The organism is Paraburkholderia diazotrophica (genome assembly GCF_038900755.1).
In the GTDB taxonomy this organism is placed as follows: Bacteria; Pseudomonadota; Gammaproteobacteria; order Burkholderiales; family Burkholderiaceae; genus Paraburkholderia; species Paraburkholderia diazotrophica_A.
In genome coordinates, this window is record NZ_JBBPEN010000011.1 from 42,065 (window position 1) to 62,834 (window position 20,770).

Sequence of the window (20,770 nt, forward strand, 5' to 3'; positions counted from 1 at the left end):
CGCATCGGTTGCGGATGGTGACGTTCCGGGACGTTTGCGAGTCGGATCGATTCTCTACCGTACGCGACCGTACTTCCCCTGATCAAGTTTCTGTCGAATATGCCGATATGCTGATCGAGTGAGTCCCGTTCAGTGGCAAGGCAGTGGCGACATGCCGGCGTGTCATTGGTTTTTTCGATGACACACCGTGGCTTATTGTCTTTCTTAACAAGGCCTGACAACTTGGTTTAAGGAAGGTGGATAAGTGCTTAATATTGCTAATTTTTAACTGTTTTACTACACTGGCGAAAACTCTCTCGCCGCTCCAATCAGAACACCAATGAAAACCGACATGTTTTCGTCACTGAAAGTGATGCACGGCGCGGCGCTCAGCACCGCTCTGTCGGTGGCTGCCTCGGTGGTCATCGCAGCGGCTTTTGCCGCACCCGTCGACGCGTTCGCCGCGTCCACCACGGCTCCCGCCAAAGCTGCGAAAGCTGGCAAGAAGGCGTCCAGAAAGGCGTCTGCCGAGAAGGTCTCCAGCCGGTCGTCGAAAGCAGTGAAGGCGGCGGCTGTTGCCAACGACGAAGAATCCCGTCCCGTTTCGAAGAAGCGCCGTGTCGCGTACACGATGAACGGCCGGCATCACACGGCCGTTCGCCGCGTCGCGTTCGAGCCGCGTCAGCCGTCCGTCGGCACGGCGTTCGGGCTGCACGAAACGCCCGATGCGCTGATGCTGCGCTCGAGCGTCGCTTATGTGGTCGACCAGAATACGTCGGAGACGCTGTTCGACAAGAACTCGCGCGCCGTCGTGCCCATCGCGTCGATCACGAAGCTGATGACGGCGATGGTCGTGCTCGATTCGAAGGCGCCGATGACCGAGCAGATCGAAGTCACGGACGAAGACCGCGACTACGAGAAGAACACAGGCTCGCGTCTGTCCGTCGGCTCGGTGCTCTCGCGCGAAGACATGTTGCACATCGCGCTGATGGCGTCGGAGAACCGCGCCGCAGCCGCGCTGTCGCGCTATTTCCCGGGCGGCCGTCCCGCTTTCATGGCGGCGATGAACGCGAAAGCGAAGGCGCTCGGCATGACCGATACGCACTTCGAGAATCCGACGGGCCTGACGAGCCAGAATGTGGCGAGCGCGCGCGATCTCGTGAAGATGGTCAATGCCGCGTATCAGTATCCGATGATCCGCAAGTTCTCGACGGATCGCAGCTACGAGGTGTACACGGGCAAGCGCACGATCGCGTACAACAGCACGAACGCGCTGGTGCGCAATTCGTCGTGGGATATCGGCCTGCAGAAGACGGGCTTCATCAACGAAGCGGGCGAGTGCCTCGTGATGCAGGCGACGATTCACGACCGTCCGATGATCCTGGTGCTGCTCGATTCGTCGGGCAAGTACTCGCGTTTCGCCGACGCGCAGCGTCTGCGAACGTGGCTCGACAACGGCGGCGAACAGCGCATCACGAGCGCGGACGCCAACGGCGCAGGCACCTGAGCGCAAGCCTGATCCCGACGAGACACAACAAAAAAGCCCCGCATCAGCGGGGCTTTTCGCTTGCGTCCGTTCTAACGGCTTGCAGCGTGCTTATGGGCATGCTTATGGGCTTGCTTGTGAGCTTGTTTGCGAGCGTATGACGCGGCAAGACGCAAGTCACGCGGAATGCGCGGGCGACGTAGCGGCCTGCTGTTCCTGCGGGTGATAGCCGAGCGATTCGGAAATCACCAGCGCCGTTTTGCTCAACTGGCCGAGCCACGAATCCTGCAGGCGGTCGGCGGGCGCGGAAAGCGACAGGCCCGCGACCAGCTTGCCCGTATCGTCGTAGATGCCCGCCGCGATGCAGCGCACGCCCAGTTCCAGCTCCTCGTTGTCGCGCGCACAGGCTTGCTGGCGGACGTACAACAGCTCGCGTTCGAGTTTCGCGAGATCGGTGATGCTGTTCTGCGTATGGCCGGACAGGCCGGTGCGCGTCGCATACGCGCGCACGCGGGTCGATTCGTCGGCGGCGAGGAAGAGCTTGCCGACGGAGGTCAGATGCAGCGGCGCGCGGCCGCCGATCGCGCGCACGACCTGCATGCCAGAGCGTTCGGAGTAGGCGCGTTCGATATAGACGATCTCGTCGCCCTGGCGCACCGACAGATTCACGGTCTGGCCCGTCAACCGGTGCAGCTCGCGCATCGGCATTAGCGCGGCGTCGCGCACCGACAGGCGTGCTTTGACGAGGTTGCCGAGTTCCAGCAGCCGCATGCCGAGGCGATAAGTGCCCGGGTCGGAACGGTCGACGAGACGGCACGTCACCATGTCGTTCAGGATGCGATGGGCAGTGGAGGGATGAAGATCGGTGCGCTGCGCGAGTTCCTTCAGACTGACGGGATCGCTGTGCGCGGCGAGGGCGTCCAGCAGGCGCATCATGCGCTCGATCACCTGGATCGAGGTTTTGGGGTCCGGGTTCGTGTCGCTCATAGGACTAAACGGTTGACGCGTCAAACAGCGGAAAACCGATTGTATCTCGTATTGTGAAAAAAGCGAACGCCGGTCGAACCTGTATCGACTGGCGGCAGCGCGCGGCGCATGACGGGTTCATTGCGCGTAGGGGCCGTCACGCGTTGGTATTGCGCGCCAAACAGCGGATAATCAGGGACGTTTCCCCGGAGGAGCACTCATGCGAGTCGGTTTTTTCGTCACCTGCCTGATCGATCTGATGCGCCCCGAAATCGGCTTTTCCGCGATCAAGCTTATCGAGCGCGCGGGGTTTGAGGTTTTCGTGCCGCCGGCGCAAACGTGCTGCGGACAGCCGGCCTACAACTCCGGCGATCGCGGCATTGCGCGCGATCTCGCCGAAAAGACGCTGCGCGAGTTCGAGCAGTACGATTATGTGGTCGTGCCGTCGGGGTCGTGCGGCGGGATGATCCGCACGCACTACGGCGATCTTTTCGCGGACGACCCCGAGCTGATGGGCCGCTTCGCGCGCCTGCGTCCGAAGGTCTATGAGCTGACCGATTTTCTCGCCACTGTCGCAAAGATCGAGTTGACCCCGGGAGACTTCCGCGGGCCCGTCACGTATCACGATTCGTGCTCGGGGCTGCGCGAACTGGGTGTCAAGGAGCAGCCGCGCGCGCTGCTCGCGCAGGCGGGCGTCGCCGTAACCGAGATGAAGAACTGCGAGCACTGCTGCGGCTTCGGCGGCACTTTCGCGCTCAAGTTCGGCGATATCTCGACGGCGATCGTCGACGAGAAATGCGCCAACATCCAGGCAAGCGGCGCGAATACCGTCGTGCTGGGCGACCTCGGCTGCATGCTGAACATCGAAGGGCGCCTGCGCCGCACAGGTGATACGACCACGCGCGTTCTGCACATCGCGCAGGTGCTGGCGGGCGACGCTTAAGCCACGTTCTGGCCGGAGCCATGCCGTCAACGGCAAGTCAGCAACTGGCAGTCAACACCGATAACCCGATCCCCAAGGCCGTCATGCAAGTCCAAACGATGCAGTTCAAGGCGCGCGCGGGCCAGAAGCTCGCGGACCAGCGCCTTCAGCAAAATCTGACCAAGCTGTCGACGAAATTCGTGTCGGCGCGTGCTTCGGCGATGACCGCGATCGATTTTCCGGCGACGCGCGCCGCGCTCAAGGAGCGCCGCAACCGTGCACTGGAGAACCTCGATGTCTGGCTCGAAACGTTCGAGCGTGAGGCGACGCGGCGTGGCGTCAACGTCCTGTTCGCCGAGACGACGCAGGACGCCGCGAAGCTCGTCGCCGATATCGCGCGCAAGCACGACGTGAAGAAGGTGATCAAGACGAAGTCGATGGTGTCCGAGGAGATGCGCCTGAACGAAGTGCTCGGACAGATGGGCGTGCAGTCGATCGAAACCGATCTCGGCGAGTACATCCTGCAGATCAACGACAACGAGCCGCCGAGCCACATCATTGCGCCCGTCGTCCACAAGGACAAGGACGAAATTGCCGACCTGTTCGCGAAGACGCACGAGCGGCCGCGCCTGACCGAAATCCCCGAGATGACGCGCGAAGCACGCGAGATGTTGCGTCCGCATTTCATGACGGCCGACATGGGCGTGACGGGCGGCAACTTCGTAATCGCGGAAACGGGCTCGGTCGCGCTCGTGACGAATGAGGGCAACGAGGGCATGTGCACGGTGATGCCGCGCGTGCACGTCGCGGTGACGGGCATCGAGAAAGTGCTGCCGACCCTCGAGGATCTCGCGACGGCCATGCGTCTGCTGCCGCGCTCGGCAACGGGGCAGGACATTTCGAACTACTTCTCCGTGCTGACGGGGCCGCGCGCCGCGGACGAGCAGGACGGGCCGGAGCATATGTACGTGGTGCTCGTCGACGGCGGGCGCACCGGGCTGATCGGCGGCGACTTTCAGGAGATGCTGCGCTGTATCCGTTGCGGCGCGTGCATGAACCATTGCCCGGTGTATCAGAAGGTCGGCGGCCATACGTACGGCTGGGTCTATCCGGGGCCGATGGGCTCGGTGCTGACGCCGAGCTATGTGGGCATCGAGAAGGCGCTCGACCTGCCGCAGGCCGCGACGCTCTGCGGCGAATGCAATAGCGTGTGTCCCGTCGGCATTCCACTGTCGGACCTGCTGCGCAAGCTGCGCGAGCGGCAGATGGAGCGTCATCTGCGGCCGTGGCAGGAGCGGTTCGGGCTCGCCGTCTGGGGCTATCTCGCGATGCACCCGACGGCTTATGGACTCTTCACGAAGCTCGCCGTGCGAATCCTGGAGTGGATGGGCGGCGGCAGCAAGTCGATCGCGAAGCTGCCGCTCGGCAGCGGCTGGACGAACACGCGCGAAATGCCCGCGCCCGTGGGACGCACGTTCCGCGAGCTGTATGCCGCGAGCAAGACGCATATCGGATAGACTGCTGCTCGCTTGTCGATGGCATCGCTGCCGTCAAGGGCATCAACAGAAAGAGGCTGCATCGCCTGAGCGATGCAGCCTCTTGTTCTTTGGCCGCATATGGGAGCCAGTCGGCGGGCCGACGATGTCCGTCAATGCCAGTTGCTCTGGCCACCGGCCCACGGGTTGTGGTAATTGCCGCCGCGATCTCCGCCGCCCCGGTTGCCACCCTGCGGTTGTCCCCCACCGGGTTGAGCCGGCGGCCGGCTGCCGTGCCCGCCGCCGCCCGCGTTCGGCGGCGGGTTGTTCGCTTGCGGCGGCGGCCCGTGCGGTCCACCGCCCCCGTTCGGTCCGCGATGATCGTTCCAGTTTCCGCGATCGCGATCATGACCACGGTCACCCCAATGGCGGTTATCGTAGTCGCGGCCCGAATAGCCGCCACCGCCAAAGCCGAGGAACAGGCTCGATTGCACAGGCGGCTCGGCATAGCCGTATGCGGGCGCGCCGTAAGGGTCGTAATAGCCGTCGCTGTAACCATACGCGGGCGCTCCGCCATATGGATAGGCGGCACAGCCACTGAGCGCGGCAGCCGCGCAGACGGCTACGGCAATGGGTGCGAGAGAAGGAATAAGACGTTTCATTTGAGTGTTAGACAGACTGACGAGAGGCACATTGCCCATACGTTATTTGTAGCGCCAGCCGAGTATTACCTGTGTGTGCTTTTGTAAGGATTTCTTTCGGCTGTCGAAAGGCATGGCTCGCGGTGACTGCAAACCGGTCAGTGGTCCGACTGTTCATCCGACTGCAACGCAGCGTTGTCGTGGGGTGGGTTTTTCCGGATTGCGCCTTCATCTACCATTTCGACTGGGCAAAGTGCGCCTGTGCACCTCGGCCCGCTTTGAGAGAACGACATCATGAAAAAGAAAGTATCGGTGTATTGGCCTTGGGCAATCATCCTGCCGCTCGCGGCCGCTGCGTACCTGCATCTGTACAACGACGCGGGTGCGCAATCGTCGCAGTCGCCGCTCGCCGCCGATCGCGTGTCGGCGGAACTGGCGCGCGCCGTGTCTTATGGATACGTCGGCGACGAAGCGTCGATGCCCGCTGCCACGATGCACCCGGCCTCCCACATGCCGGCCCAGCCGCTCTGACGGCCGGGGCTGGCACGGCGCCGGCGTGATTTTGCACGGCTTTGTATAATCGCGACACTGTTTCACCTTTTATGACATATGCGGCTGAGCCGCTCAGCCATCGATGAATACCGTCGCCATCTGCTTCGTGTGCCTTGGGAACATCTGCCGTTCCCCGACCGCGGAAGGCGTCATGCGAGGCCTGCTGGCCGAGGCGAAGCTGACTGATCGCGTGATCGTCGATTCGGCGGGCACGGGCGACTGGCACATCGGCGAAGCGCCGGACGAGCGCGCGCAGCGCGCGGCCAGAAGCCGCGGTTACGATTTGTCGACATTTCGAGGGCGTCAGATCACCGCCGCCGATTTCGAGCGCTTCGACCTGATCGTCGCGATGGACGACAAAAACGTCGCGGCGCTCAGACAAATCTGTCCGCCGGCACAGCGTGACAAGATTCGTCTCCTCATGGAATTTGCGACGGATGCAGGCGCGCCGGTCGCGGATGAGTTGGAAAAGGTTGCGCCAGGTTTCGATATGCGCGAGGTCGTCGATCCATACTTTGGCGGCGGCGAGGGCTTCGAAATCGTGCTGGACCAATGCGAAGCGGCCTGCCGTGGTCTCATTGCGGCACTTCGGCCCCAATTGACCCTGTAACAAAAGTTTTCGTTAAGCGAATGACCCAATTCACATTGGGGATACTTGACTAAAACTGTCATGTATTTATACTTGACCAAACTTGTCGAGAATTGCGGTTCCCACCAGATATGAGACTCACCACGAAAGGCCGTTTCGCCGTCACGGCGATGATTGACCTGGCACTGCGCCAGGAGCAGGGCCCGGTGACGCTTGCAGGTATCAGCCAGCGCCAACACATCTCCTTGTCCTACCTCGAGCAGCTGTTCGGCAAGCTGCGCCGGCACGAGATCGTCGAATCCGTGCGCGGACCAGGCGGCGGCTACAACCTCGCGCGTCGCGCTGAGGATGTGACGGTGGCGGACATCATCATCGCCGTGGACGAACCGCTCGATGCCACGCAATGCGGCGGCAAGGGCTCGTGCGAGGGCACGAAGCATCACGACGGCCATTGCATGACGCACGAACTGTGGTCGACGCTGAATCAGAAGATGGTCGAATACCTCGACTCCGTTTCCCTGAAAGACCTGGTCGACCAGCAGCGCTCGCGCGAAGGCGCGACGGCCGTGCTGCGCGACCGCCGCACCGAAGCGCCCGCCGTCGAGCCGCGCGTGGTGCCGAAAGGTCCGAATTCCGTTTTCAATATGGCCGGCTGACCGAGCGCGCAATCAGACGCGTACGCCAGAACCGCAACGCCAAATGCATTGATGTCCCCGGAGCGATTGATGAATAACGACATTCCCCACCTGCCCATTTACATGGACTACAGCGCGACGACGCCTGTCGATCCGCGCGTGGTGGACAAGATGATTCCGTATCTGCGCGAGCAGTTCGGCAATCCGGCGTCGCGCAGCCATGCATACGGCTGGGACGCGGAGCGTGCCGTCGAGGAAGCGCGCGAGAACGTCGCGGCGCTCGTCAACGCCGACCCGCGCGAAATCATCTGGACGTCGGGCGCGACGGAATCCGACAACCTCGCGATCAAGGGCGCTGCGCACTTCTACAAGACGAAGGGCAAGCACGTGATCACGGTGAAGACCGAGCACAAGGCCGTGCTCGACACTTGCCGCGAGCTCGAGCGCGAAGGCTTCGACGTGACGTATCTGGACGTGAAGGACGACGGCCTGCTCGATCTGGACGCGTTCAAGGCAGCGCTGCGCCCGGACACGATTCTCGTGTCGGTGATGCACGTGAACAACGAGATCGGCGTCATCCAGGACATCGAGACGATCGGCGAGATCTGTCGCGAGAAGGGCATCGTTTTTCACGTCGACGCGGCGCAGGCGACGGGCAAGGTGCAGATCGACCTGCAGAAGCTGAAGGTCGATCTGATGTCGTTCTCGGCGCACAAGACGTATGGCCCGAAGGGCATCGGCGCGCTGTACGTGCGCCGCAAGCCGCGCGTGCGCATTGAAGCGCAGATGCACGGCGGCGGCCACGAGCGCGGCATGCGCTCGGGCACGCTGGCCACGCATCAGATCGTCGGCATGGGCGAAGCGTTCCGTATCGCGCGCGAAGAAATGGCGACGGAAAACGAACGCATCCGCATGTTGCGCGACAAGCTGCTGCGCGGGCTGCAAGAGATCGAAGAAACGTATGTGAACGGCGACATGGAACAGCGTGTGCCGCACAACCTGAACATCAGCTTCAACTTCGTCGAAGGCGAGTCGCTGATCATGGCGGTGAAAGATGTCGCTGTGTCGTCGGGCTCTGCGTGCACGTCGGCTTCGCTGGAGCCGTCGTATGTGCTGCGCGCGCTCGGCCGCAACGACGAGCTGGCGCACAGCTCGATCCGCTTCACGGTCGGCCGCTTCACGACGGAACAGGACGTCGATTACGTGATCAACCTGCTGAAGAGCAAGATCGCGAAGCTGCGCGATCTGTCGCCGCTGTGGGAAATGCACAAGGACGGCATCGATCTGTCGACGATCCAATGGGCCGCGCACTGAGCGCACCCGAATCAGTCGATCACGAACGCAGGTTGAATCGAATCAAGGAGTGACAACATGGCATATAGCGACAAGGTTCTGGACCACTACGAAAACCCGCGCAACGTCGGCTCGTTCGCGAAAGACGACGATACGGTCGGTACGGGCATGGTCGGCGCGCCGGCTTGCGGCGACGTGATGAAGCTGCAGATTCGCGTCGGCGCGGACGGCGTCATCGAGGACGCGAAGTTCAAGACGTACGGCTGCGGTTCGGCCATCGCGTCGAGTTCGCTCGTCACGGAATGGGTGAAGGGCAAGACGCTCGATCAGGCGCTCACGATCAAGAACACGCAGATCGCCGAAGAACTGGCGCTGCCGCCGGTGAAGATCCACTGCTCGATCCTCGCGGAAGACGCGATCAAGGCAGCGGTTGCCGACTACAAGCAGCGTCATGGCGAAACGGCTGCCGCGGCAGCGAGCGCCGAGCAGTCGGCGTAAGCAGGCACATAAGCACGCATTGCGCGCCGCTTGAGCGCGATAGTGGCGCGGCGCGGCGACCGATACTTGAAATCGTCGCCCGCCGGAACGATTTGAGATGCAGGCAGGGTCGCGACACCCGTCGTGAGGAATGACGGCGTGCCGCACATTGAGAAACGCTATGGCAATTACGTTGACCGAAAAGGCAGCACAACACGTCCAGAAATATCTGACCCGGCGCGGCAAGGGCGTCGGACTGCGGCTCGGTGTGCGCACGACGGGGTGCTCGGGGCTTGCATACAAGCTCGAGTATGTCGATGAGCTCGCACCCGAAGACCAGGTGTTCGAATGCAATGGCGTGAAGATCGTGGTCGACCCGAAGAGCCTCGCCTATATCGACGGCACCGAACTCGACTTCGCGCGCGAAGGGCTGAATGAAGGCTTCAGGTTCAACAATCCGAACGTGAAGGATGAATGCGGCTGCGGCGAATCGTTCCGCGTGTAAGCGCGCGAATTACGCGGAAAAGGCGGCCTGTGCCGCCTTTTTTCAATTTCGCCACGAGCATCGCGGGATGCCTGCCTGACCTTCGCCTCGCGCTTACGACGGACAAACCAATCTGATGGCCTCGCTGAACGACAGTCACTTCAAGCTTTTCGATCTGCCCGAGCAGTTCGCGCTCGACGCATCCGCACTCGATCACGCGTACCGCACGGTGCAGACGCAGGTGCATCCCGACCGCTTCGCCGCGGCGGGCGACGCGCAGAAGCGCATCGCAATGCAATGGGCGACGCGCACGAACGAGGCGTATCAGACGCTGCGGGATCCGCTCAGGCGCGCGCGCTATCTGCTGTCGCTGCGCGGCGTCGATGTAGGCGCAGAGAACAACACGGCGATGGAGCCGGCATTCCTGATGCAGCAGATGGAATGGCGCGAGAGCATCGAAGACGCATCGACCGCGAAGAACGTCGATGCGCTCGACGCGCTGCTCGCGGAACTGCGCGACGAAGAGAAGGCGCGCTTCGCAAAGCTCGCCGCGTTGCTCGACAGCGGCTCGAACCAGGCAGCAGGCGAAGCGGTGCGACAACTGATGTTCATCGAGCGCGTGGCGTCGGAGATCGGCACGCAGATCGAACGGCTGGACAGCTAGTGCGACGCGTAGAATTGCGCCGCGTGAATCCAGAGCCGTCTGATTAACGCTGCACGAATGCGCCGCCCGAACGACACGCGAACCTACATGATCAGGACCGGGGGCCTAATCGATTGCGATGGACCCCGACGGACCCCGAAGAAGATTCCAGATGGCTTTACTGCAAATTTCCGAACCCGGCATGGCGCCCGCGCCGCATCAGCGGCGACTCGCGGTCGGCATCGACCTCGGCACCACCAACTCTCTCGTCGCGGCGGTGCGCAACGGCGTGCCCGACGTTTTGCCCGACGACGAAGGCCACTATCTGCTGCCCTCCGTCGTGCGGTATCTGGAGAAGGGCGGCCGGCGCATCGGGCGCGTGGCGAAAGCGGAGGCCGTCACCGATCCGCGCAACACGATCGTCTCCGTCAAGCGCTTCATGGGGCGCGGCAAGAGCGAAGTCGAGCACGCGGAAAACGCGCCGTATGATTTCGTCGACGCGCCCGGCATGGTGCAGATCCGCACTGTCGACGGCGTGAAGAGTCCCGTCGAGGTATCGGCGGAAATTCTCGCGACGCTGCGCTACCGCGCGGAAGACACGCTCGGTGACGAACTCGTCGGTGCGGTCATTACGGTGCCCGCCTATTTCGACGAAGCGCAGCGCCAGGCGACCAAGGACGCCGCGCGTCTCGCCGGTCTCAACGTGCTGCGGCTGTTGAACGAACCGACGGCGGCCGCGATCGCCTACGGTCTGGATAACGGCGCGGAAGGCCTGTACGCGGTATACGACCTCGGCGGCGGCACGTTCGATCTGTCGATCCTGAAGCTGACCAAGGGCGTTTTCGAAGTGCTCGCGGCGGGCGGCGATTCCGCGCTCGGCGGCGACGACTTCGATCACGCGCTGTATCGCCACGTGCTGGAAAAAGCGAATGTCGCGGCACAGTCGCTGACGCCCGAAGACGTGCGCCAACTGCTCGACACGGTGCGCGAGGCAAAAGAGGCGCTGTCGTCGGCGCCCAGCACGGCTGTCCAGGTGGCGCTCGCGAGTGGCGCGAAGATCGACGTCACCGTCGACGAAGCGACGTTCGAGACGATCACGCGGGCGCTCGTGCAGCGCACGCTCGGGCCGACGAAAAAGGCACTGCGCGATGCGAAAGTGACGCCCGCCGACATCAAGGGCGTCGTGCTGGTCGGCGGCGCGACGCGCATGCCCGTCATTCGCCGTGCCGTCGAAAACTTCTTCGGTCAGCCGCCGCTGATCAATCTCGACCCCGACCAGGTCGTGGCGCTCGGCGCCGCGATTCAGGCCGACCTGCTCGCGGGCAACCGTGGCGGGGATGGCGACGACTGGCTGCTGCTCGACGTCATACCGCTGTCGCTTGGGGTCGAAACGATGGGCGGGCTCGCCGAGAAAATCATTCCGCGCAACTCGACGATTCCGACCGCGCGCGCGCAGGAATTCACGACCTTCAAGGATGGCCAGACGGCGATGGCGATTCACGTCGTCCAGGGCGAGCGCGAGCTCGTGTCCGATTGCCGTTCGCTCGCGCGCTTCGAGCTGCGCGGCATTCCGCCGATGGCGGCGGGCGCGGCGCGCATCCGTGTCACGTATCAGGTGGATGCCGACGGACTGTTGTCCGTGTTCGCGCGCGAGCAGCACTCGGGTGTTGAGGCATCGGTGGTCGTGAAGCCGTCGTACGGTCTCGCCGACGACGACGTCGCGCGCATGCTCGAAGACAGCTTCCAGACAGCCGAAGTCGATATGCGTGCCCGCGCATTGCGCGAAGCGCAAGTCGAAGCGGAGCGTCTGATCGAAGCGACGGAAGCGGCACTTGCCGCCGACGGCGAGCTGCTCGACGCCGACGAGCGCGCGACGCTCGATAGCCTCGTGGAGGCGCTGCGAGTGGTCGCGCCAAGCGATGACGTCGACGCAATCGAAGCGGCAACGAAGACGCTCGCGGAGGGCACCGACGAATTCGCCGCGCGCCGGATGGACAAGAGCATCCGGCGGGCGCTCGCGGGCCGCAAGCTCGATGAGATCTGAAGCGGCGTTTTGACGGCAAGGCGAGCGGGGCATCAAGATGCGCCTCGCGCAATGACGGCGATGCAGTGAAAACGCGATTCACGCGTCGCCGGCGGAGAATCACGCAGCGCGTGCCAAAAACGGCCGCGCGATCAGTAAAATGGTACGGTGCCTGAAGGGCGGCGTCCGTGCCCCACAGACCAAACGGAATTTGTATGCCTCAAATCGTTGTGCTGCCTCACGTCGAACTGTGTCCGGACGGCGCGGTCATCGACGCCGTGCCGGGCAAGAGCATCTGCGACAACCTGCTCGACAACGGCATCGAGATCGAGCATGCGTGCGAGAAGTCCTGCGCGTGCACGACGTGTCACGTGATCGTGCGTGAAGGCTTCAACGCACTGGAACCGTCGGAAGAAGACGAGGACGATCTGCTCGACAAGGCATGGGGTCTCGAGCGTGAATCGCGGCTGTCATGTCAGGCGCTCATGCCCGAGGACGACGATCTCGTCGTCGAGATTCCGCGTTATTCGATCAACCACGCGAAGGAAAATCACTAACAGGAGCATGCAGCCATGAAGTGGACCGATACGCAAGACATCGCGATGGCCTTGACGGACAAGCATCCGGAAATCGACCCGCAACAGGTGCGCTTCACCGACCTTCACCGCTGGGTGATGGAGCTGGACGGCTTCGACGACGATCCGAACCGCTCGAGCGAAAAGATCCTCGAAGCGATTCAAGCGGCATGGATCGAAGACGCGGACTACTGAACGCGTTCCGTCCGTTGCTTGCCGTATCAGGCGCGGCAAAAGAAAAGGCGACTCACGCGTGAGTCGCCTTTTTCGTATGTGGCGCGGGAATGGCGCTCGCGAACAGGGCGCGAACAGGGCGCGCCTGATCGTCTTCGCCTAGCCGGCCACCAGTGTGCCGTTCTGCACGCGTACGCGCTGGCCTTGCTGGAACGGCGGCGCCTCGTGATATGTGAAGTAGCGTGTCTTGCCGTTCTCCATACGCACACGCACCGAATAGCTGGTCGTGCTGCGCAGATGTTTTTCGACCGAATTGCCGGCGAGTCCGCCGCCGAGCGCGCCGAGCAGCGTCATCGCGGTACGGCCGCCGCCGCTGCCGAACTGGTTGCCGACGACGCCGCCCGCCACCGCACCGCCGACAGCGCCGATGCCCGTGCCATGCCCTTCCTGACGCACGGCCGAGATCGCCTCGACCGTGCCGCAAGTCGAGCAGCGGGCCGGTTGCGCCGGCTGTTGCGGCGCATATTGCTGCTGCGGTTGCTGCGCGTACTGCGGCTGTTGCACGTATTGCGGGTTCATCGGCGCCGGCGCGCGCGGGGCCTGCTCGGCCCGTTGCTGTGCGCCTTGTTGCTGTGCGGCTTGTTGTTGCGCCGCCTGCTGTTCAGCGGCTTGCTGCTCAGCCGCCTGCTGTTGAGCGGCGGCTTGCGTCTGTGGCTGCGCGGGCAGACGTGCCGGTTGCGCTGTGTCGACGACAGGTTGCTGCTGCTGCGTGACTGCAGCCGATTGCGTCTGATCGTTGACCGCGCCGTTGCTCGACGCCTTCGGGAACAGGCCCGTTACGGCTGCAGTGGCGGCGAGACTGGCGATGATAACGGCGCCTGCTGCCACCGCAATGAGCGGGTGAAGCCGGCGCGGCGAGGTTTGCGGGTTGTTCGGATTGTTCATAGTGATCGGCCTCCGTCTGGACAGAGTTGCCTTTCGAGACTCGGGGTGAGGCATCAGGATGCGCCAAAAGGCCCAGCCCTAAGTGTCGGACATGCCATTCGTGCCTGGGTTTCAATTTGTAACGCCAGGCGCGCGCAGTATTTACGCGCATGAAATGCAAGAAGCGCACCCGGCGGCGCAATCGGCGTCGTCCGTGGGTGTCAGCAGGCTTCGATGAACCTGACGCGCGCTGGCATCGTGCAGCTTTTACCGCTGGTTACAAACGACCAGCCGCCGTCGGCAAGAAAGGGAAGGGTAGTGAGGCGAGGAAACGCACATGGCCCGGGAACACGGGCCATGCGCGAATGCCGCCGCGCGGGGCAGCAGATGGGACAACGGCGCGATCAGTCTTCGCGGCGCAGATGCGGGAACAGAATGACATCGCGGATGCTCGGGCTGTCGGTGAGCAGCATCACCAGACGGTCGATGCCGATGCCGCAGCCGCCCGCAGGCGGCATGCCGTATTCGAGCGCGCGGATATAGTCGGCGTCGTAGTACATCGCTTCCTCGTCGCCGGCGTCCTTCTGGTCGACTTGTTTTTTGAAGCGCGCAGCCTGGTCTTCCGGATCGTTCAGCTCCGAGAAGCCGTTAGCGATTTCGCGGCCCGTGATGAACAGCTCGAAACGCTCGGTGATGCCTTCGACGCTATCCGATGCGCGCGCGAGCGGCGACACTTCGACGGGGTAATCGATGATGAACGTCGGCTCCCACAGCTGCGATTCCGCCGTTTCCTCGAAGAGCGCCAGTTGCAGCGCGCCCGTGCCCGCATTGAGGAACTGCGGCTGCGTCGTATCGACGCCGAACCTCTTCAGTTCCGTGCGCAGGAACGCGCCGTCCGTCAGTTGCGCGTCCGTGTATTGCGGCGCGTATTTCTGGATCGCCTGCGTGATCGTCAGCCGATGGAACGGCTTCGACAGATCCAGTTCGCGGCCCTGATACGCGATCGTCGCGGTGCCGAGCGCGTCGACGGCGGCCTGGCGGATCAACTGCTCGGTGAAGTCCATCAACCACTTGTAGTCGGTGTAAGCGGCGTAGAACTCCATCATCGTGAATTCCGGATTGTGACGCGGCGACACGCCCTCGTTACGGAAATTCCGGTTGATCTCGAACACGCGCTCGAAGCCGCCGACCACCAGCCGCTTCAGATACAGCTCGGGCGCGATGCGCAGGAACATCTGCATGTCGAGCGCATTGTGGTGCGTGACGAAAGGCTTCGCCGCCGCGCCGCCGGGAATCGGGTGCAGCATCGGCGTTTCGACTTCCATGAAGTTCGCGTCGGCCATGAACTTGCGGATCGACGACACCGCCTTCGTGCGCGCGACGAACGTCTTGCGCGCTTCCGGTGTGACGATCAGATCGACATAGCGCTGGCGATAGCGCATTTCCTGGTCGGCGAGACCGTGGAACTTGTCGGGCAGCGGGCGCAGCGCCTTCGACAGCAGACGCAGTTCCGTGCAGCGCACCGACAGCTCGCCCTTGTTGGTGCGGAACAGCACGCCTTTCGCCGCGACGATGTCGCCCAGGTCCCACTTCTTGAAGGCTTCATACGTCGCTTCGCCGACGTCGGCGGGCGTGATGAAGAACTGGATCTGGCCCGAACCGTCGCGCACCGTCGCGAAGCTCGCCTTGCCCATCACGCGCTTGAGCATCATGCGGCCGGCCAGCGCGACTTGCAGCGCCTGCGCTTCGAGCGCGTCCTTGTCGGTGTCCGCGAATCCGGATTGCAGATCGGCGGCGTGATGGGTCGGACGGAAGTCGTTCGGATAGGCGACGCCTTGCTCGCGCAGCGCGCGCAGCTTTTCGCGACGCTCGGCGATGATCTGGTTGTCGTCCAACTCGGCGACAGCGTTCAGCGGGGCCGCATTCGGCTGGGTCGGTTCGGTCATGGTGATGATGGTCGGTGTTCGGTGCCTCGTGCGCGCCTTCACGGCGTGGACGCACAGGCGGTCAAAAATACGGCGCGGCGAAATGCGCCGCGCCCGTTGCGCTCAGATGCCCTGTTTGAGGCTCGCGCTGATGAACGCGTCGAGGTCGCCGTCGAGCACGCTCTTCGTATTGCTGATTTCGACGTTGGTGCGCAGATCCTTGATGCGGCTGTTGTCGAGCACGTACGAACGGATCTGGTGGCCCCAGCCCACGTCCGACTTGCCCGCTTCGAGCTTGTCCTGCTCCGACTGACGCTTGCGCATTTCGGCTTCGTACAGGCGCGACTTCAGCATCGCCATCGCTTCCGCGCGGTTGCGGTGCTGCGAGCGGTCGTTCTGGCACTGCACGACGATGCCCGACGGGATATGCGTGATACGCACGGCGGAGTCGGTCTTGTTGATGTGCTGACCGCCCGCGCCCGAAGCGCGGTACGTGTCGATGCGCAGATCGGCCGGATTGACTTCGATCTCGAACGAGTCGTCGATTTCCGGATACACGAACACTGAAGAGAACGACGTGTGACGGCCGCCCGACGAGTCGAACGGCGATTTGCGCACGAGGCGGTGAATGCCTGTTTCGGTGCGCAGGAAGCCGTATGCGTATTCGCCTTCGACTTTGATCGTCGCGCTCTTGATGCCGGCGACGTCGCCTTCCGATTCTTCGAGTACTTCGGCCTTGAAGCCTTTGCGTTCGCAGTAGCGCAGATACTGGCGCAGCAGCATCGACGCCCAGTCGCACGCTTCCGTGCCGCCGGCGCCTGCCTGGATGTCGATGAACGCGTTGTTCGGGTCGGCCGGGTTCGAGAACATCCGGCGGAACTCCATGTCTTCGATGCGCGCTGTCAGCTTCGTGGCGTCTTCTTCGCACGCGACGAGTGTGTCCTCGTCGTTTTCCTCGCGCGCCATGTCGAAGAGATCCTTCGTGTCGCGCAAGTCGTTATCGAGCGCGCCGAGCACCTCGACGACGCCTTCGAGCAGCTTCTTTTCCTTGCCGAGCGCCTGCGCGTGCTGCGAGTCGTTCCAGACGTTCGGGTCTTCGAGTTCCTTGTTGACTTCGATCAGCCGTACTGCCTTGGCATCGTAGTCAAAGATACCCCCGTAGCTCGCCTGCGCGCGTGCGCAGGTCGGCCAGAGAGGCTTCGATCGCGTTGAGACGTTCCGCTTCCATGTCGATCCACTTAGTGATGAATAAGGTTTTTTGTCTGCGACGCCTGGTTGGTTTTTTGCCTTTGCGTGGGCATCCGCGATGCGGTTTTTTTACCGTTGCGCTGGCATCCGCGATGCGCCTCGCGGCGCGGGCGTTGCCCCTGTGCGGGGCGGCACCTGCTTTTCTTTGCCGCCGCAAAGAAAAGCAGGCAAAAGAAAGCCGCTCACACCGCCAGCGCTTGACCTTTACCCACGGGCTCTCAACGTCCCCACAATTCGAGCGGCAACTTGCTGGTTCGCCTTCGTTGCCAGCGAACTATCAAACGCCTCACCCGCTTCACACACCCGCGTTGCAGCCCACGATACCGAACGTTCCGCGCCCCTTCGCGGCAAACTGTGTGCAGGCATTCGCACCACACAGGAAACCCTCGCTACGCGATGCCGCCACAAGGGAGGGTGGCGTCCTGCACGACACTGCGCCCACATTCACTACCGCAAGGCGGCGCTGAAACGTTCGATATCCTTCGTCGTGCCACGCGTGCATGAAGCGGGTGAGGCGCTTAGCCAGCACGTTGGCAACTATATGAGCCAGCACACTGCCGAGTGAAGGATGGGAACGTTGAGAGCCCGTGGGTAATGGTCAAGCGCGGGCGGTGTTAGCCCGCTTTCTTTTGCCTACTTTTCTTTGCGGCGGCAAAGAAAAGCAGGTGCCGCACCGTACAGGGGCAACGCCCGCACCGCGAGGCGCAATCGCGGATGTCAGCGGCAGGCTAAAAAACCACAACAACCAACGACGCAGCCAAAAACCAAAATTATAACGGATCAACGCGCCAGAGACGGCGCCACCGCCCTACAACACCGCGTGCTCGACGATCAACTGCACCCGCGATACCCCATTCCACGTATCCGCCGAGAGCCGATAGGCGACCGTCGTCCGCGCAGGTAGCGGCTGCGTATGGTTGAACCATATCGCACTGAAACGCTGGCGGCCGCGCATCAGTTGCAGCTTCAGGTGCTTGTCCTTCACCAGCGCCTGCGACATCACATCGAACTCGCCCGAGAAAACGGGCGCCGGAAAGCCCTGTCCCCAGACAGCTGCATCGAGCATCTCGACGAACTGCGGCGTGAAGTACGCATCCTCGAGATCGCCGTCCGTCTCGACCGTGCGCGCAAGCACGTCCTCGGTCAGCCATTCGCGGCCGACCTGCTCGAAGGCCGCAGTGAAACGCGGGACATCCGTTGCCGCGATCGTCAGGCCCGCCGCCATCGCGTGGCCGCCGAACTTGAGGATCAGCCCCGGCTCGCGCTTCGAGACGAGATCGAGCGCATCGCGCAGATGAAAGCCCGGAATCGACCGGCCCGAGCCCTTGACCGTCGCGCCGCAGTCGTCGGCGGGCGCGAACGTGAACGACGGCCGGTGGAATTTTTCCTTCAGCCGTCCTGCGACGATGCCGATCACGCCCTGGTGCCACGCCGCGTTGAAGAGCGTGATCGTCGTCGAGCCGGCGGGATCGACCGTCGACAGATCGTCGAGCGCCTGCTGCTGCATGCCCGCTTCGATCTCGCGCCGCTCGCGGTTCATCGCGTCGAGCTGCTGCGCGAGTTCCCATGCGCGTCCGACGTCGTCCGTGGTCAGGCATTCGATGCCCAGCGACATATCCGACAGCCGTCCCGCCGCGTTCAGACGCGGCCCGAGCGCGAAACCGAGATCGAAGCCCGACGCGCTGCGCGCATCGCGGCCCGCCGCGCGAAAGAGGGCGGCGATGCCCGGCTGCATGCGTCCGTTGCGGATGCGCTGCAAGCCTTGCGCGACCAGCACGCGATTGTTGCCGTCGAGCTTCACGACATCGGCGACCGTGCCGAGCGCGACGAGATCGAGCAGTCCGTCGAGGCGCGGCTCCGGGCGCGCATCGCCGAACGCGCCACGCCGGCGCAGTTCCGCGCGCAGCGCGAGCAGCACATAGAACATCACGCCGACGCCCGCCATGCACTTGCTCGGAAACGTGCAGCCCGGCTGGTTCGGATTGACGATTGCGCGCGCGGGCGGCAGTTCGTCGCCGGGCAGGTGATGATCGGTGACGAGCACGTCGATGCCGAGTACGTTTGCTGCTTCGACGCCGTCGACGCTCGCGATGCCGTTGTCGACGGTGATCAGCAGATCGGGTTTCCCGCCCGCGCGTTGCGCCGCCAGCGCGACGATTTCGGGCGTGAGGCCGTAGCCGTATTCGAAGCGGTTCGGCACGAGGTAGTCGATCTGCGCGCCGAACATCCGCAAGCCGCGCACGGCGACCGCGCAGGCCGTCGCGCCGTCGCAATCGTAGTCGGCGACGACGAGCATGCGGCGCTTGCCTTCGAGCGCATCGGCGAGCAGCGTCGCCGCCGCGTCGCAGCCTTTGAGCGACGCGGGCGGCGTGAGGCGCGCGAGGCCGGTTTCGATTTCATCGGGCAGGCACACGCCGCGCGACGCGTACAGGCGCGCAAGGACGGGGTGCAGGCCGTGGCGGATCAGAGCTTCGGCGTCGGCGGGAGAGCACGCGCGCGTAACGATTCGAGTCATGCGGCAAGACCAGGAAATGGCGCAGAAAAATACGCAGAAAAACGGTTCATTCGATAAAGAGCGACGCGAAAAGACGCCGCCGCCAGAATTTGCGCAGATCGCCGCGCGTGATGGTGAGCGTCACCGAGCCGGTATCGCCGCACAGCGTAAGACCGAGCTCGCCGAGTGCGCCTGCCTGCAGCGCTTTCAGCGCGGGCGCGAACCAGTCGCGCTCCAGCGTCGCGAACGCGTCGTTCCAGCGGCCCCAATCCTGCTCGATGAACGGCGCGGAGAACGGATCGAGTTCGATCAGCGTGGCGGTCGCGCTGCCGTTGGCGCCATTTGCCCCATTCGCGCGCCAGGCGTCGAAGGAAGCGGGCGGCGCGTCGATCGCCGCTTTCGCCGCGAGCGCGAGACCGCGCGTCGCCGCCGCATCCGACAGCACGCGCGTAAAGCCGCTCTTGACCGGTTGCGCCGCGCCCTGCGCGTGGAACCAGATCGAATTGACGGCGGGCAGCCCGCGCGCCTCGCGTGCTTCGTTCACCGGGTGCTCGAACCAGGCCATCTGCACTTCGTTCTGGAGCTTCATCCACGCGCGCGAGCGCTCACCCGTGTGCGCTTCATGCGGCAGCCAGATTTCGATGTTGCGCCCGCTCGCGCGCAGCGGCGACGCGCCCGCCAGCGTGCCGAATGCGTCGCTCGACAGATACCAGCGCGACGGCTGCGGCGCTTCGATGCGCACGCCTAGTTCCTCGATCAGCGGACGCGCGACGCCGAGCAGCGTGCGCGCGTCGTCCTCCGTCAGTTCCAGCGACGCGGGGTCGATCAGCACCAGATGGTCGTGCGCGATCCGCACATGCACGGGCTCGACGCAGGCCCATGTCGCGTCGCCGGGGTTGCCGCCGTCGGCGAGCAGCATGTACGGCGCGAGCGGCGCCTCGTCGGCGGCTGCTGTTCCGGCGGGCACCGCGCCGAAGCTGCGCGCGACCCAGCGCTCGTGCGGCAGCGTGCGCTGAAAGTCCTCGCCGATTACGCGCTCGACGAGCGTCGCGCGGGCAACCAGTTTGTCGAGAGCCGGGATGTCGAGGGAATGCAGCGCAGTGGACGCATCGGCAGCAGCGGGCAGCGCGAAGGGCAGAAGGAGGTGCAGTCGGTTGGCGTTCATGATGCTGCGCATTGTATGGCAAACTTCGCCCCGTTGATCCGCGATGACGGGGAACGGAAACGGCGACTTGTGCGTCGATGCGTACGATTCGCGCAATGAT

Annotated in this window: 20 protein-coding genes; 13 read left to right on the top strand and 7 right to left on the bottom strand. The window is 63.7% G+C overall.

Annotation, left to right across the window (positions count from 1 at the left end; genetic code table 11):
• Nucleotides 1–319 precede the first annotated feature (319 nt).
• Entirely contained in the window at nt 320–1,486 is a 1,167-nt protein-coding gene (gene pbpG / locus AABE10_RS28530; RefSeq protein WP_342936557.1) for a D-alanyl-D-alanine endopeptidase, read from the top strand.
• Nucleotides 1,487–1,642: 156 nt separating this feature from the next.
• Here the strand turns inward: pbpG and AABE10_RS28535 are convergent, their stop codons facing one another.
• Nucleotides 1,643–2,452: an IclR family transcriptional regulator gene (locus AABE10_RS28535; protein WP_342936558.1), complete on the bottom strand. Its 810-nt coding sequence runs from the start codon at nt 2,450–2,452 to the stop codon at nt 1,643–1,645.
• A 199-nt stretch (nt 2,453–2,651) separates the two neighbouring features.
• Here AABE10_RS28535 and AABE10_RS28540 point away from each other — a divergent pair, with 199 nt between their 5' ends.
• Both AABE10_RS28540 and AABE10_RS28545 read left to right on the top strand, forming a co-directional pair.
• Nucleotides 2,652–3,374, top strand: coding sequence for a (Fe-S)-binding protein (locus AABE10_RS28540; protein WP_342936559.1), 723 nt, complete (start codon nt 2,652–2,654; stop codon nt 3,372–3,374).
• Between the two features lie 83 nt (nt 3,375–3,457).
• Entirely contained in the window at nt 3,458–4,870 is a 1,413-nt protein-coding gene (locus AABE10_RS28545) for a lactate utilization protein B (protein ID WP_342936560.1), read from the top strand.
• A 131-nt stretch (nt 4,871–5,001) separates the two neighbouring features.
• On the opposite strand, the gene AABE10_RS28550 is transcribed toward AABE10_RS28545, so the two are convergent.
• Nucleotides 5,002–5,490, bottom strand: a complete 489-nt coding sequence (locus tag AABE10_RS28550; protein WP_342936561.1) for a hypothetical protein — start codon at nt 5,488–5,490, stop codon at nt 5,002–5,004.
• A 273-nt stretch (nt 5,491–5,763) separates the two neighbouring features.
• On the opposite strand from AABE10_RS28550, the gene AABE10_RS28555 reads away from it, so the two are divergent.
• The 10 genes from AABE10_RS28555 (at nt 5,764) to iscX (ending at nt 12,935) form a co-directional block, all read left to right on the top strand.
• Nucleotides 5,764–6,000 carry a hypothetical protein gene (locus AABE10_RS28555; RefSeq protein WP_342936562.1) on the top strand — a complete coding sequence of 79 codons (237 nt, stop codon included), beginning with the start codon at nt 5,764–5,766 and terminating at the stop codon, nt 5,998–6,000.
• Between the two features lie 103 nt (nt 6,001–6,103).
• Nucleotides 6,104–6,631, top strand: coding sequence for a low molecular weight protein-tyrosine-phosphatase (locus tag AABE10_RS28560; RefSeq protein WP_342936563.1), 528 nt, complete (start codon nt 6,104–6,106; stop codon nt 6,629–6,631).
• A gap of 110 nt (nt 6,632–6,741) precedes the next feature.
• Entirely contained in the window at nt 6,742–7,266 is a 525-nt protein-coding gene (iscR, locus tag AABE10_RS28565; protein ID WP_054924799.1) for a Fe-S cluster assembly transcriptional regulator IscR, read from the top strand.
• Nucleotides 7,267–7,335: 69 nt separating this feature from the next.
• Nucleotides 7,336–8,559 carry an IscS subfamily cysteine desulfurase gene (locus AABE10_RS28570; protein WP_342936564.1) on the top strand — a complete coding sequence of 408 codons (1,224 nt, stop codon included), beginning with the start codon at nt 7,336–7,338 and terminating at the stop codon, nt 8,557–8,559.
• 57 nt (nt 8,560–8,616) lie between these two features.
• Nucleotides 8,617–9,036 (top strand): Fe-S cluster assembly scaffold IscU, encoded by a 420-nt coding sequence (iscU, locus tag AABE10_RS28575; protein WP_342936565.1) that lies wholly within the window; start codon nt 8,617–8,619, stop codon nt 9,034–9,036.
• Nucleotides 9,037–9,196: 160 nt separating this feature from the next.
• Complete coding sequence (iscA, locus tag AABE10_RS28580) at nt 9,197–9,520, top strand: iron-sulfur cluster assembly protein IscA (protein ID WP_090864914.1); 324 nt, start codon at nt 9,197–9,199, stop codon at nt 9,518–9,520.
• A gap of 115 nt (nt 9,521–9,635) precedes the next feature.
• Nucleotides 9,636–10,163, top strand: coding sequence for a Fe-S protein assembly co-chaperone HscB (gene hscB / locus AABE10_RS28585; protein ID WP_342936566.1), 528 nt, complete (start codon nt 9,636–9,638; stop codon nt 10,161–10,163).
• Between the two features lie 151 nt (nt 10,164–10,314).
• Nucleotides 10,315–12,186 carry a Fe-S protein assembly chaperone HscA gene (hscA, locus tag AABE10_RS28590; RefSeq protein ID WP_342936567.1) on the top strand — a complete coding sequence of 624 codons (1,872 nt, stop codon included), beginning with the start codon at nt 10,315–10,317 and terminating at the stop codon, nt 12,184–12,186.
• Nucleotides 12,187–12,380: 194 nt separating this feature from the next.
• The gene (gene fdx / locus AABE10_RS28595) at nt 12,381–12,722 is read left to right on the top strand and encodes an ISC system 2Fe-2S type ferredoxin (RefSeq protein ID WP_342936568.1); all 342 of its coding nucleotides are present in this window, start codon (nt 12,381–12,383) and stop codon (nt 12,720–12,722) included.
• 15 nt (nt 12,723–12,737) lie between these two features.
• Nucleotides 12,738–12,935, top strand: a complete 198-nt coding sequence (gene iscX, locus AABE10_RS28600) for a Fe-S cluster assembly protein IscX (protein ID WP_087735476.1) — start codon at nt 12,738–12,740, stop codon at nt 12,933–12,935.
• 138 nt (nt 12,936–13,073) lie between these two features.
• Here the strand turns inward: iscX and AABE10_RS28605 are convergent, their stop codons facing one another.
• The 5 genes from AABE10_RS28605 to AABE10_RS28625 all read right to left on the bottom strand — a co-directional run bounded on the left by AABE10_RS28605 (nt 13,074) and on the right by AABE10_RS28625 (nt 20,682).
• Nucleotides 13,074–13,859, bottom strand: coding sequence for a glycine zipper 2TM domain-containing protein (locus AABE10_RS28605; RefSeq protein ID WP_342936569.1), 786 nt, complete (start codon nt 13,857–13,859; stop codon nt 13,074–13,076).
• A 383-nt stretch (nt 13,860–14,242) separates the two neighbouring features.
• A complete protein-coding gene (gene lysS / locus AABE10_RS28610; protein WP_342936570.1) occupies nt 14,243–15,784 on the bottom strand; it encodes a lysine--tRNA ligase in 1,542 nt (513 codons plus the stop codon).
• 102 nt (nt 15,785–15,886) lie between these two features.
• Nucleotides 15,887–16,991 (bottom strand): peptide chain release factor 2 gene (gene prfB / locus AABE10_RS28615; RefSeq protein WP_342936571.1). Its coding sequence is split into 2 segments (ribosomal slippage): nt 15,887–16,909 and nt 16,911–16,991, totalling 1,104 coding nucleotides; the frame shifts between segments, so codons are not numbered across the junction.
• Nucleotides 16,992–17,819: 828 nt separating this feature from the next.
• Nucleotides 17,820–19,526, bottom strand: coding sequence for a single-stranded-DNA-specific exonuclease RecJ (gene recJ / locus AABE10_RS28620; protein WP_342936572.1), 1,707 nt, complete (start codon nt 19,524–19,526; stop codon nt 17,820–17,822).
• A 46-nt stretch (nt 19,527–19,572) separates the two neighbouring features.
• Nucleotides 19,573–20,682, bottom strand: a complete 1,110-nt coding sequence (locus AABE10_RS28625; RefSeq protein ID WP_342936573.1) for a regulator — start codon at nt 20,680–20,682, stop codon at nt 19,573–19,575.
• Nucleotides 20,683–20,770 lie beyond the last annotated feature (88 nt).

Bases quoted from the DNA above. Each gene is read 5' to 3' on its own strand.
- pbpG (WP_342936557.1), top strand. From the start codon at position 320: ATGAAAACCGACATGTTTTCGTCACTGAAAGTGATGCACGGCGCGGCG.
- AABE10_RS28535 (WP_342936558.1), bottom strand. From the start codon at position 2,452: ATGAGCGACACGAACCCGGACCCCAAAACCTCGATCCAGGTGATCGAG.
- AABE10_RS28540 (WP_342936559.1), top strand. From the start codon at position 2,652: ATGCGAGTCGGTTTTTTCGTCACCTGCCTGATCGATCTGATGCGCCCC.
- AABE10_RS28545 (WP_342936560.1), top strand. From the start codon at position 3,458: ATGCAAGTCCAAACGATGCAGTTCAAGGCGCGCGCGGGCCAGAAGCTC.
- AABE10_RS28550 (WP_342936561.1), bottom strand. From the start codon at position 5,490: ATGAAACGTCTTATTCCTTCTCTCGCACCCATTGCCGTAGCCGTCTGC.
- AABE10_RS28555 (WP_342936562.1), top strand. From the start codon at position 5,764: ATGAAAAAGAAAGTATCGGTGTATTGGCCTTGGGCAATCATCCTGCCG.
- AABE10_RS28560 (WP_342936563.1), top strand. From the start codon at position 6,104: ATGAATACCGTCGCCATCTGCTTCGTGTGCCTTGGGAACATCTGCCGT.
- iscR (WP_054924799.1), top strand. From the start codon at position 6,742: ATGAGACTCACCACGAAAGGCCGTTTCGCCGTCACGGCGATGATTGAC.
- AABE10_RS28570 (WP_342936564.1), top strand. From the start codon at position 7,336: ATGAATAACGACATTCCCCACCTGCCCATTTACATGGACTACAGCGCG.
- iscU (WP_342936565.1), top strand. From the start codon at position 8,617: ATGGCATATAGCGACAAGGTTCTGGACCACTACGAAAACCCGCGCAAC.
- iscA (WP_090864914.1), top strand. From the start codon at position 9,197: ATGGCAATTACGTTGACCGAAAAGGCAGCACAACACGTCCAGAAATAT.
- hscB (WP_342936566.1), top strand. From the start codon at position 9,636: ATGGCCTCGCTGAACGACAGTCACTTCAAGCTTTTCGATCTGCCCGAG.
- hscA (WP_342936567.1), top strand. From the start codon at position 10,315: ATGGCTTTACTGCAAATTTCCGAACCCGGCATGGCGCCCGCGCCGCAT.
- fdx (WP_342936568.1), top strand. From the start codon at position 12,381: ATGCCTCAAATCGTTGTGCTGCCTCACGTCGAACTGTGTCCGGACGGC.
- iscX (WP_087735476.1), top strand. From the start codon at position 12,738: ATGAAGTGGACCGATACGCAAGACATCGCGATGGCCTTGACGGACAAG.
- AABE10_RS28605 (WP_342936569.1), bottom strand. From the start codon at position 13,859: ATGAACAATCCGAACAACCCGCAAACCTCGCCGCGCCGGCTTCACCCG.
- lysS (WP_342936570.1), bottom strand. From the start codon at position 15,784: ATGACCGAACCGACCCAGCCGAATGCGGCCCCGCTGAACGCTGTCGCC.
- recJ (WP_342936572.1), bottom strand. From the start codon at position 19,526: ATGACTCGAATCGTTACGCGCGCGTGCTCTCCCGCCGACGCCGAAGCT.
- AABE10_RS28625 (WP_342936573.1), bottom strand. From the start codon at position 20,682: ATGCGCAGCATCATGAACGCCAACCGACTGCACCTCCTTCTGCCCTTC.